Below are 12,140 nucleotides of genomic sequence, written 5' to 3' on the forward strand. Positions count from 1 at the left end.
CGTACTGACCGGGGATAAGGCAACCGGAGTTGGGGTTGAGGGTTCATGAGTCTGGCTCGTGAGTCATCCGACCCGGCGCATGACTCGCCCGCCAGCGACGTCAGCTATGCCCATCCGTCGCAGGCGTCCGAGCTGAGCCGGCGTCCGGACTTTAGGGCACGCATTGATTGGGCGCGCGGGTACATCGATCGGGCCCGCAACGACTCACTGATCAGAAACGGCATCTTTAGCACCGCGACTCAGGTGGTGAACTCCGCGTTCGGCTACGCTTTCTGGCTCTTGGCGGCGCACCTGTACAGCCCCTCGACCGTTGGACTGACGGCCGCGGCCACGTCGGCCACCAGCATCGTGCTGATGTTGTCCTGCCTCGGGGTCGGCGGGATGCTCATCCAGTCGCTTCCTCGACAGCGGAAGGAAACCGAGTGGTCGGCCACGTTCTGGGCGGGGGTGGCGACGGTGACGTTGTTTGCCGCGGCCCTGTGTGCGGGCAGCGTCGCGGTGCTCCCGCTGATCTCCCCCGAACTGGCGGCGCTGCGCGGCGTGGGCTTCGCGGTCGTGTTCACCGTCGGCACGGTCGCCCTCACGGTGGGCGTCACGCTCGACTGCGTTTTTCTCGCCGAACGCAAAGCGAACTACGCGTTTAGGCGCAACTTCGCCGTCGGCGCCGTCAAGGTGCTGATGCTCGGGCTCATGGCACTCGTCTTTGCGCCGGACGCGGTGCGCCTGCTCGGGGCCTGGGGAGCCGGGGCCGTGGTGGGCCTCGGTTTTGGTGCGGTCCTGCTCGCCCGGCGTATCGGCGTTGCGCGACCGCCGGAACTTTCGGTCCTGCTGCGGACCGCTCGGGGGTTTCGCTCGCGTGTCACGCTTCACCAACTGATCGGGCTCGGCGCCGGGCTGTTGACGTATCTGCTTCCGGTGATCGTGACGGTGCGACTCTCCGCGCGCGAAAACGCCTACTTCTACACGACATGGATGTTGGCGGCGCTCTTCCTCGTCATCGCACCCGCGTTCTCCAATAACCTGTTCGCCGAGGGAATGCACCGGCCCGAGGAGATCGGCGCGCTGGCTCGGTCGGCATTCAAGACCTTGGGCGCCATCATGGTGCCCGGCTTGGTGGCCATCCTCGTTTTGGGTGGGACGTTGTTGTCCGCCTTCGGTCATTCCTATACCGGCCACTCGGTGGGGCTGTTGAGGCTGGTTGTGCTGGCCTCGATTCCGGACGCGGTGGTGCATGTCTACGTCGGTGTTCTGCGCGCCGAGGCGCGGCTCGTCGCCGCGGCCGTGCTGTTGGTCGGCATCGGCATTGGCACCGTGGTGATTTCGTGGTTTCTGTTGCCGTCGATCGGCATCAGCGCGGTGGGCTGGGCGTTCCTGGCGATGCAGCTGTGCGGATGCGGATACGTCGTGCTGGATTGGCGCAGACAGGCTTCGCGCGCTCGGGTGCACAGCGGCCAGGAGATCCGGTGAGGCCCCGGCTCGAATTCGTTTCGGCCACCGACGGCGACGACGTGGACGAGAGGACGTTGGTCGGAGCCGCGACGTGGCGCCAGGCCCAGGGCTTCCTGACAACTCTCAGTGGCGTCGCTGCCGTGCCCCGCCGGTACGGCCTCAGACTGATCCGTTCTGGCGACGCGGCCGACGTCAAACCAATCGGCGGCGGTCGGGCGGCGACATCTGGCGCAACGGAACCACTTCCGATCCGGTTCACCCCGGAGGAGCCGCGGTCCGCTCGATTCTCCTACGGGTGGGTAGCGCTGATCGTTCTCTGCAGCGCGGCCGGGCTCGGCGTCCTCTGGGTGGCCGACCAAGCCAATCGAAACGAAAATACTTCCCTCCCAACATATGTGATGTTCTGGCTCGGCGTGCTGTTGATCTTCGTTCCCGTCGCCATGCGGGCCCTGGCACGCGACGTCAATCCGCTGGAGCGGCTGACCCTTATCGTCTTCCTCGGGCTTGCTCTGTATTTCGTGAAGGTGTTGGGCTCGCCCTACGACTTCACCTTCGTCGACGAGTACGTCCATGTGCGCAATACCCACGCGATCATCAGCAAGGGTCACCTGTTCACCTGGAACCCGCTCCTGGACACGGCCGCTTACTACCCGGGCCTGGCCGCGCTCACCGCCGGAGTGGTGGAACTCACCGGGCTGAGCATGTTCGTCGCGGGTCTGCTGATCATGGGCATTGCCCGTGTCCTGGTGTGCGCATTCTTCTACCTCATCTTCGAGAGCGTCACGCATTCCGGCCGCGGCGCAGCGCTCGCCAGCCTGGTCTACATGGCCAACCCCATGTTCCTGTTCTGGTGCTCGACGTTCACCTACGGGAACCTCGCGGTTCCCCTCGCGGCGTTCGTGGTCTGGTGGGTCGGCCGCACACGCAACCGTGCTGGCTTCGCGCCCATGGTCATCGCGGTGGTGGGCATAATCGCGGTGACCATCACCCACCACGTCGTCGGGTTCATCCTGGCGGGGCTGCTCGTGGCCTGGTGGCTCGCCGAGCGTGTCGGCTGCCACGCGACGAAAGCAGCGCGACGCCGGGTGGGGCTCCTGGCAATTTTGGCCTGCTGCGTGACGTTCACGTGGTTCTTCGTCGTGGCGCGTCCGGCCGCGGCGTACCTGATCACAGGCAATCTCCTTCCGGCCCTGCAAAGTACGGTCAACGTCATCCGCGGGACCACCGCACCGCGCAAGCTCTACCACATCATCGCCATGGCCCCACCGGCGTGGGAGCCCATGGCGGGTTACGCGGCCGTACTGGTGCTCTTGGGGGTCCTGCCCGTCGCACTCCTCCGCGCGCGGTGGTCCTGTCACCGGGCACCCGTGGCCGTTGCCACCATGCTGGCGATAGCGTTCCCGCTCAGCCTGGTGCCGCGTTTCGCCCCGAACGGTGTCGCGGTATCGGGGCGGTCCTCGGAGTACGTTTACACGGGCCTGGGCTGTGTATTCGGGCTGCTGTTCACCGCGGCGGCGACGAGATGGTACGAGTGGCGGCTGTCGGGGCGCGACGGGCGCGCCGGGCCCGGCAGCAAGATCCGAACGGGCCGCCTGGCCAACGCAATTGGAAATGCCTGGCGTGACTCGTTGGTCCCGACCGCTATCGCCGCCGCCCTCGTAACCGTCGTGTTCGTCGGCAACGTGACCGTGGGCACCCGGTTCTTCGAACGGCTCCCGGAGGGGTCGAACCCGCACGGCTACGAGAGGTCGTTGCAGCCGGACGTCATCGCCGCTTCGATATGGGCTCTTCAGCATCTGGGGCCGAACAACATGTTCGGTGCCAATGACATGGACTCGTGGGCGCTCGCCACCTACGGAGATCAAGACCTCGCCGACTCGCGCCTGCTGTGGCCCATCTTCTTTTCCGAATCGATCAACAGCGCGATCGTGCAGAACATAAAAGAGCTGCGGCTGCGCTACCTACTGGTCAATTGGCGTATGACGCTTAGCATTCCGAACCTGGCCGATCATTATGTCCACACTCAGGAGCCCGAGGCCGGCCACCAAAGTCACCCGTTCCCGCCGGCAGCTCTCGAGAAGTTCTCCGCCGACCCTTGCATCAAGCTGATCTACGACGCGGGACCCATCCAGATCTATGACGCCTCCCAGATCGAAAGCGGTGCCTGTTCATGAGTCTTGCCTCGCCCCAAGCCTCCCAGGCCGGCATGACCACACGCGCCCGCCGGCTGTGGTTTTACACGTCGTTCGCCGCCGGCTGTGCCGGCATGAATGCGGCAACCGGCTACGCGGGGCCCATCCGCGTCCCGCAAGTCATTCAGCTCGTGCTGGGCCTGCTGATGGTGTTCGTGGTCCCCGGTTTGTCCTTCGTGTGCGCCGCGCTGCCCGACTGGCAGTCATGGGTCGAGCGGCTGCTTGCCAGCTTGGGCATCAGCATCGCTGTGGCGACGTGCGCAGTGGTGCTGCTCGCGGCCATGCCAATGGGCTTCTCGCGGCAGCCATTTGGACAGTTGCTGGGGGGCATCACGGTCGTGCTGTCCCTTGGTGGGCTGTACCGCTTGAAAGCAGGCGCCGTGGTCTGGGAGCCCCGCGCTTGGGTCAAGAAGGCGCTCTCATTGGTCGAAGAACGCGTCGCCGCCGGGCAGCGTGACGCGCTGAGGTTGAACAACCGCACAACGACCCCGAAGCCCCAGCCGCCTGTGGAGACCGATGCTCGGCGATCCGTGATGGTCCTCAACTTCTCGTTCGACGGTAAGCGCGCCGGCCCGCGCGCTTGACCATCGTCGTCTCGGGCTACGCGTCGATCATCCTTCGCCGAGCGCGCGCCCCGCGGTCCGGTGTGCGACCACGGTGTAGAGCGGAACCGGCAAGGTCACCCGATGCCGGGTGGACAGCTGCCGGTGATAGGTCACGGTCGACGATTCGAAACCCAGCACCCCGAGGAACCGCTTGACCAGCTTGGGGCTCAACGTCCACCACGTCTCGTCGGGGCTTCCCGTCTTGGGATTCGGCTTGAAGCGCATGGCCGGGCGCTGGAACATGTCCAGCATTTTGAGCGGGAATACGTCTCTGGGAGAAAGGATGTCGGTGACAATCACCGTTTCCCGGGTGAGGCGGCACGCGTTCCAGAGCGCTTGGAACGGGTCGCGAAGGTGCAGCAGGATCGAGCCGAAGGTCGCAACATCCACCGCTCCGATCTCCTCGGGGACCGCATAGGCGGACGTGTACACCACTTTGGCTCGGGAGTTGAATGCTCCGTGCGCCAACCACCAGGCGTTGTTGATCTTCCGCATGTGTGCTTTGCGGGCCGAGTCGTCGTCTGCCGCATCAGAGCTGGCGAATGGAACGATGTCCCAGGACTGTTCCTCGGACAAGTCGACCCCGACGACGTCGGCCCCGCGCCGCTCCATCTCGAAGCAGAGGAACCCGTTGGCGGTCCCCATCTCGAGCACTCGTTTTCCGGTCAGGTCGACCCCGCCGAGGTAGCGATCGACCCCTCGTCTCAAATCCCACTCCCCGTTGAACGTCCCGTGACCCGGGATGTCGATGGTGTGGTAGAAAAAGCACGATTCGGGGTCCGTGACGGTTCGCGGTTGCGCGTAGATCGACGGCGCCGGTGTGAGTTTGGTTGCAAGGTTGTCGCTTAGGACGTCCACGGTTTACTTCCTTCCTTGGGGAAACTGCAAATAGGCGTTCGTGTCTGCGGAGCTATTCATTTGTCGGTCACACTCGCGGCCTCCGCTCGTGTGCTGGCATTCGGCGAACCATGGGTTCGCGTTTCGAGTACGTCGTGGAACACCTGCTCCCAGGCCCCAACGACGACGTCCGAGGAGTAGGCGATCGCCCTCTCGCGAGCTGCCGCTCCCAATCGGGCGCGCAAGCTTGCGTCGGCGACGACGCGCTCGAGCGCATTGCGTAATGCCGGGGCGTCACCGGGTGGCACGTGGATCCCGTTGACGCCGTCTTGGACCAGTTCGGCCAACCCACCGACCGCTGACGCGACCACCGGCTTCCCCGCGGCCATCGCCTCCGCGGCGACCAGGCCGAAGGGCTCCGGCCACACCGAAGGCACCACGGCGGCAAGGCAATTGCCCCATCCACGCAGTACCTCGTCGCGGGGGAGGACGTCGTCGGAGACGATGACGCCGGGAGGGAACGAGGTAGGGGTGTCGTATCGCCGGATCCCGGCCAGGACCAACGGCGGCCTGTTTTGCAGGCCTGACCAGGCCTCCAGCAGGACGTCGATGCCCTTGTGCGGTCCGAGCGCGCCGGCGAACATGAGGTAGTCGCCTTCGGGGGGCACGAAGGCCGGACGCGGTGCCCGCGCGGCCTGGAATGCCTCGTCCGGGACGAATGGCGGGATCACGTCTATCCCTTGGCCGCTATTGGCGACCAGAGGCATCGAGGCGTCGGCAACGAATCGGCTGTTCGCGACGTAGCGATCGACACGCCCGCGCCATGGCTTCATCGCCGTCAGTCCGGTGGTGAGTGCGAAACCCTTTGCCGCGCCGTATTGCTCGCGCGAGCACGAGAGGCACTTCGTGTACCCGGGGCCCGTGCAGACGCTGCCGCGATGAACGTACCCGACCCTGGGGCAGACGAAGCCATAATCGTGCAGCCACACCACCAGTCGTGTTTTCGCCGACGGCAGCAGAGGTAGCAGCGAGTACAACAGCCACGAGTGCACGTGGACGATGTCCGGCTGCCGCTCCTCGATGAGCCGGGCAATCGCGCGGACCAGGCCAGGGTCGGGAAGCGTTGGGTGGAAAGGCTTTTCGGGGTCAACGTAGAGCGAATTGAGAAGGCGCCCCCACCCGGCCATCCGATGTACTCGTACGTCGCCGTCCTGCTCGGTGCGCGGTCCCTTCACCCCGGCCAGAGTCAACACGTCGACCTCGTGGCCCCGGCGCGCCAGCTCACGCGAGAGCAGTTGGACCGCGAGATCACGCCCACCCACCAACGGGGGTGGGTAGCAATCGGTTGCCTCGAAGATCCTCACCACATGTCTCCTGTCGCCGACCTAGGCAAGCGCCGGTCGCAGTGCCTCACCGACCGCGCCGGTCAGATACGCCGCATACGACTTGCTGAAGTGGAACCGCTCGTAGTACACGCGGATGTCGGCGATGACGGGTTCGCATCGATCCGCGCACACCCACGGGACGGTCGGGACGTACAGCGCCCCGGCCGAGGATGCGGCGGCTTGCTCGGCTTCGGGACTTCCCGATGGCGTGCCCTCCGATCTCGGCACGCTGCACTCTTGAACCGCACTGGCATGGGCCGCCAGGCAGTGCGCGTCGTCTTTCTCCCACGTCGGGATGGCGCCGAGCATGGCGAACCGGGTTTGGGGTTGGGCCAGTTCCCGGAAGGTCGAGGCCCAGCCTTCCTGCCACTGCGCGGCCGTCGGCTGGCTGCCATCGGAGAGCAGCTGCGTGCCGGCACCTGTCGCGATCACGAGATCCGGATGCAGTTTGCGGATCGCGGCTACCGCACTTCGATGGAATTGATAGCACTCGTCATTCGGCGCCTGGGTCTGATACGACATGAAATGGAGGTTCAGAGCCGGGCAGCTGTTCATGTAGAACGTGCGCAACTTATAGCCGTTCGCCGCGGCCACACCCTCCAGCGCCGCCCCCCACATCCAGGCGCGGGAATCTCCGAAGGCAACCATGAGCTTGGTGCCGTGCTCGGCGCCGGCCGCGCATTGCCCGAATTCGTGCCCCAACTCCGACTTGGAGAAGTCGACGAAATCGGGACCAAGCGCGATCTGGTAGCAGTCGAAGCGTCCCGTGGCCTTGGCCAGGTCCAGTTTGGTCAGCGAATCCGCCACAGACTTCGGCAGGACGTTGAGGCTTTGGGCGGCCTGGACGGCTTCGAGCACCTGTGCCTGCCCCACGGATGACGGCTGGAGTTCACGTGTGTTCCAGGTTCGTTCGTGCGAAGCGATCTGATGCTGTGCTACCGCGACCGTCGACAAGGTCAGGACCACACCGATCGCCAGAGTCAATTGCGTGCGAGACCTCAGGAAGGCGGACTGGCGCACGGGATTCTCAACCAATCGAAACGTGATTGCGCAGGCAGCGATGGCGGCCAACAGCAAACCGGAGTTTTGCCACGCGCTGAGCTGGTGCCCGGCATACCGGGCCGCGATCACGAGAATCGGCCAGTGCCACAAGTAAAGCGAATAGGACCGCGCCCCCAACCACTGCATCGGGCGAACGGAGAGGACGCGGCCGACGACCGTCTGCGGGTTGCCGCATCCGGCCGCAATCAGCATCGCGCTGCCGACCACTGGGATGGCCACCGCCCAACCGGGATAGGGCGTCGATGATGTCAGAATCAGTGCGCCGGCTGCGATCCCGGCCAAGCCCAACAGAGCGGTCACCTGATGCACCGTTTGAGGCGCTCGAGAAACCACGGGCCCGAGCACTGCGATCAAGGCTCCCAGAGCGAGCTCCCAGGCGCGGGTCAGCGGAGAGAAATAGGCCCAAGTCGCGTTCGACGACGTCTGAATGACCGACCACGCGAGCGAAGCGCCGATGACCACCAGCAGCGAAGTGGTGAGCACGGCGACCACGTTGCGGCGCTTCGACAGGCGAACGACGATGGCCACCAACAGAAAGAGGGTCGGCCAGGCAAGGTAGAACTGCTCCTCTACGCCGAGCGACCACATGTGCTGAAGAGGTGACGGCGGCAGTCGCGACCCGAGGTAGTCGGTCCCTTGCTCGGCGAAGTGGATATTCGCCGCGAACACGGCCGTCCATTTCGCATCGTTGGCGACTTCGTTGCCGGAGATGAAGCCGAGCAGCTGATAGGTCGCGAAGATCGTGGCGAGCACCGTGAGGGTTGCGGCCGGAAGGATGCGCCGCACCCGCCTGGCGTAGAAGCGCCAGAGGGAAATCCGGCCGTCTTTGATCTGCTCGTGCAGAAGCAGGCCGGTGATCAGAAATCCCGAGATGACGAAAAAGACGTCCACACCGACGAACCCGCCGGTGAAGGGCTTCCCGTAGCCGTGAAACAAGAGCACGAGTCCGACCGCGATCGCGCGCATGCCCTCGATGTCTGGGCGAAATCGATCGCCGCGCGGCCCGCCGGCCGGTGCAGGGACGGCATCGGGGAGCAAGGATCGACGCACGACGGCGGCATCCAACGAGGCGACCGTCGTGTCGCTGCGTCCCGTCGCCCGATGCGTCATCACGCTCGCGGACGGGACTTCGTTCGGGAGGGGCTTGCCGCCCCATCTCGTAGCCGCGTGATCACGAACGGCATCTGCTCCTCCCAGCGTAAGCAGGGGACCAAAAGCGGTCCGTTGGTCACCGTGGCCCGTGAGTCCGACCGGCTGAGCGTATACCGAAGATGCGCTTAAACGGGCACAGTACATTCATTTTGTCTCAAATATGGCCGATTCGCAAACCTATAGTTTCCTGCGAGCGGGACTGGCCTCACCCCACGCGACCGGTGCCACCGGCGAAGCGATAAGCCGGCACAGGACGGCTCATCGCCAGGGCGTCACGGCAGCTTGCCCGCCCCCGTCACGGCGGGGCCGGCTTCGATGCCGTCGGGCGCGCGCTGGTCCGCCGGCACCAGGGCGCGCGCCGGCCACAGGGACCACAGCGTCAGGTACGCCAGCCCGAACAAGGCCCCGACCGTCAGCGCCAAACCGGTCGGCTGGACGTAGGCCAGCGGCGAACGCACCCAGTCGAACGTCGTCGCCGCCACCGCGCGCGGCTGGGTGAGCAAATCCCAAGAATTCCACCGCTGAAACCGCCCGATCACCACGCCGATAGCACACAAGCCGACCGACATGATTACCGCGATCCACCCGATGACCGGGCCGAACTCGCGCTCGATCCGCCGACACACCAGATGCACCGAGACCACGCCGAGTATGACGCCGGTCCACGCGGCGACCCCGTATTGCATGACGTGCCGCCACAATTCGACGTCGTGACGTAGGTGCACGAGGTCGGTCATCAGGTACGGGGCATTGGGCAGGAACGCCAGCCACAGCAGCCCGATCGGCACCAACCAGATCCGGCGGCGCACCGCGCCGAAACCGGCCGCACAGAACACCGGAATCCACGCCAACGCCAGGTTCCACACGAAAAACCGGGTCGGATAGCTCGCGGGGGGAAACGGGTCGGTGACACCCAGGACGAGGGTAAGCCCGGTGGTTGCCACCAGCGACACCACCAAGACCACCCGGCGCGCAGACGTCATGAATGCAGTTTGCCAGCCACGAGCAAGCGGTTCGATAACTCCGGGCGCGCGCCGCCGCCGTCTCGGTCAGTCCCTCAGCGTGGGGCGACCCGGCATGCGGTAGCACTACCGATGAGAAGGCTTGGGGCACTGCCGTTTTCGCGATCAAATGGTCGGGCACAGCGGTGGCCACCAGGAAAATCACAACCGTATCGGGAACGTCGAGAACGGTTGGGCGATGTCCGGACGTAGCCGCCGCTGTTGGTCGAACAGGCCTGTCTGCATGTCTTTAGTCGTGCCGAAGTCGTAGGCGGACCAGGCCAGGGCGCCCATACAGCGGGGATCGTTGTCGATCATCGCGCGGACCGCGCTGTAGTAGGCGCCCCGCTCCTCGGGCGACGAGGTGTTGGTGATCCCGAACTCGCCGATGATCAGCCTCTTGTTGGCATTGGCCGGGTGACCGTACGCCTGGAGCGAGTCCGTGGCGTGTGGCAGGTAATACACGTGGAAATCGAGAAAATCGCCCAGGTGGTCGGTGTAGTAGTCCTGCGCCCATCCGCTGCGCGCCGTGACGCTTCGGGAATAGGTGATCGGCAGCCCGGCAGACCGAACGATGCCGCCCAACTCGGTCAGCATTTCGGCGACCGGTTCTGGCTGGTTGTATGTCCAGCCCACCGGCGCCAGTGGCTGGGACGCCTCATTGACGATGTCGACACCGATGACGTTGGGGTAGCTCTTCAGCAGTTGCGCGAGCTGGCGATAGGTCTCGGTGGATTGCGCCCAGGTGTATCTGCCCCAGTGCCCCAGGTCACCGCCGCAGGCGTAGACGAAGAGGCCGAGCGCCTGCGCGTGGTCGAGGAATTGTTGCCACCGGGCCAGGTACTGCGCGAGTGTGATGCTTTCCAACGCCATGACCAGCGTATTGCCGAAGATGCGGACCGCATTCGCGATCGTCGCGATGTCCTCCAATTGCGGCGCGATGAGGCCGTGCCAATCCCAGACACCCCACAGCGACGCCCAGATGTCGTTGCCGTCGGCGGCCGTCGTCTGAGTGAAACTGTTGACGAGGTTGACCCCACGAAACTTGGCGCCCGGAGGGATGCCGGGATCGCTCAGGCTCTGGGCGTTCAGGATGGCCGCAGCCCCAACGGATCCCGACAGCGCACCGACGGCCGCGAAGCCACTCGCCCCGTGCAGAAACGTCCTGCGCGAAACCTTGCGCGTCATCTACGGGTCGCTAGCAGCCGACGGCCGGTCATCGGTCGTCGCCTAGGTGAGTGCCGGTTGGAGTGCCTCGCCGAGCGCGCCGGTGAGGTAGACCGTGTAGCTGTTGGTGAAGTGGAACCGGTCTTGGTAGACGCGGGTATCGGCGATGACGGGTTCGCATCGGTCGGCGCATACCCAGGGCAGGGTGGGGATGTAGAGCGCTTGGGCGGTGGTGGCGGCGGCCTGCTCGGCGCCGAGGTTTCCGGATGGGATTCCCTCCGCGACGGGGACGCTGCATTTTTGGACTGCCATGACGTGGCCGGCCAGGCAGTGGGCGTCGTCCGTTTCCCAGTCGGGGATGTCGCCGAGCATCACCAGCCGGGTTCCGGGTTGGGTCAGTTGCTTCAGGGTTGTCTCCCAGCCTTTTTGCCATTGGGCGGGGGTTGGCTGGCTGCGGTCGGCGAGCATATGGGTGCTGAAGCTGGTCACGAGCACCAGGTCCGGATGCAGGTTTCGGATCGCGGCGATCGCGGCCGGACGGAATTGGTCGCAATCGACGTCGGGCGTGCGTTTCTCGTACGAAAAATAGTGGAGATCGGGAGGCGAACAGGCCGCCATCAGGAAGGTTCGCAGCTGGTAGCCGTTCTTTGCGGCGATGCCTTCGAGCGCCGCCCCCCACATCCGGGCACGGGAATCTCCGAATATCACCATGCGTTTGGTGCCGTGCTCATCGCCGGCCGCACACTCTCCGAACTCTGTCCTCTTCGGGTCGACGATATTGGCGGGAACATCGACGACCTGGTGGCAGTCGAAGTGCCCTTTGGTCATCGGCCAGTCCTCGTTGGTCAGGAAGCCCACCGATTTGGGCAGGGCGTCGGTGGTTTGGGCCGCGTGGACGGCTTCCAGCACCTGCGCGCCGGTGGCAGCCGTCCGGGCCGGGTTCGTCGAGGCGCCCTGTGGGCCCGCCGGCGCGTTGGACGTCGAGCACGCACTCACCACGAAGGCGGCGGCCGCGATCAACCGTGCGGCTCGGTGTCCGTGCCGCTTTTGAATCCGGAAAGTTGTCATAGGTTGCGACCCAGTTCGTAGCTCCGCGGCTGACCGCCCGCTTCTGTCCAAGAGGAATGATACTTGAAGTTGGGCGTAGAGCTTCGCATCATATGAAAAGTATGTATGATCCCTGTTTATGTGTATGGCCGGTACGGACCTCCGGGCGCGTCGACTAGCGCCTCCGCCGGGGACGCCGTGCCGTTTCGCGACTCATCGATCTGCTCTCGCCGACGGCAACAA

The 12,140-nt window shown here is 65.1% G+C and carries 9 protein-coding genes; 3 read left to right on the plus strand and 6 right to left on the minus strand.

Translation table 11 applies throughout. The annotated features are described in order from the left end of the window. Positions 1 to 45 precede the first annotated feature (45 nt). From A5706_RS26675 to A5706_RS26685, 3 genes are read left to right on the plus strand one after another with little or no spacing between them, the layout of a single operon-like run. Positions 46 to 1,467: a lipopolysaccharide biosynthesis protein gene (locus A5706_RS26675; RefSeq protein WP_068137725.1), complete on the plus strand. Its 1,422-nt coding sequence runs from the start codon at positions 46 to 48 to the stop codon at positions 1,465 to 1,467. Continuing rightward, positions 1,464 to 3,623, plus strand: coding sequence for a hypothetical protein (locus tag A5706_RS26680; protein ID WP_068137727.1), 2,160 nt, complete (start codon positions 1,464 to 1,466; stop codon positions 3,621 to 3,623). The genes A5706_RS26675 and A5706_RS26680 overlap by 4 nt, the downstream gene beginning before the upstream one ends. Then, positions 3,620 to 4,225, plus strand: a complete 606-nt coding sequence (locus tag A5706_RS26685; protein WP_082964657.1) for a DUF1616 domain-containing protein — start codon at positions 3,620 to 3,622, stop codon at positions 4,223 to 4,225. Before A5706_RS26680 ends, A5706_RS26685 begins: the two co-directional genes overlap by 4 nt. A gap of 27 nt (positions 4,226 to 4,252) precedes the next feature. On the opposite strand, the gene A5706_RS26690 is transcribed toward A5706_RS26685, so the two are convergent. The 6 genes from A5706_RS26690 to A5706_RS26715 all read right to left on the minus strand — a co-directional run bounded on the left by A5706_RS26690 (position 4,253) and on the right by A5706_RS26715 (position 11,918). Then, on the minus strand, positions 4,253 to 5,104 hold the full coding sequence (locus A5706_RS26690; protein ID WP_068137731.1) for a bifunctional 2-polyprenyl-6-hydroxyphenol methylase/3-demethylubiquinol 3-O-methyltransferase UbiG: 852 nt from the start codon (positions 5,102 to 5,104) through the stop codon (positions 4,253 to 4,255). 56 nt (positions 5,105 to 5,160) lie between these two features. Then, positions 5,161 to 6,447: a glycosyltransferase gene (locus A5706_RS34590; protein WP_231985426.1), complete on the minus strand. Its 1,287-nt coding sequence runs from the start codon at positions 6,445 to 6,447 to the stop codon at positions 5,161 to 5,163. 21 nt (positions 6,448 to 6,468) lie between these two features. Beyond that, positions 6,469 to 8,496, minus strand: coding sequence for an acyltransferase family protein (locus A5706_RS26700; protein ID WP_068137740.1), 2,028 nt, complete (start codon positions 8,494 to 8,496; stop codon positions 6,469 to 6,471). A gap of 458 nt (positions 8,497 to 8,954) precedes the next feature. Further along, entirely contained in the window at positions 8,955 to 9,665 is a 711-nt protein-coding gene (locus A5706_RS26705) for a DUF1361 domain-containing protein (protein WP_068137743.1), read from the minus strand. A 180-nt stretch (positions 9,666 to 9,845) separates the two neighbouring features. Then, complete coding sequence (locus A5706_RS26710; RefSeq protein WP_068137747.1) at positions 9,846 to 10,871, minus strand: hypothetical protein; 1,026 nt, start codon at positions 10,869 to 10,871, stop codon at positions 9,846 to 9,848. A 42-nt stretch (positions 10,872 to 10,913) separates the two neighbouring features. Continuing rightward, positions 10,914 to 11,918, minus strand: coding sequence for an SGNH hydrolase domain-containing protein (locus tag A5706_RS26715; RefSeq protein WP_156767348.1), 1,005 nt, complete (start codon positions 11,916 to 11,918; stop codon positions 10,914 to 10,916). Between the last annotated feature and the right edge of the window lie 222 nt (positions 11,919 to 12,140).

The sequence above is a fragment of the Mycobacterium sp. E796 genome (assembly GCF_001672815.1).
Taxonomy (GTDB): domain Bacteria; phylum Actinomycetota; class Actinomycetes; order Mycobacteriales; family Mycobacteriaceae; genus Mycobacterium.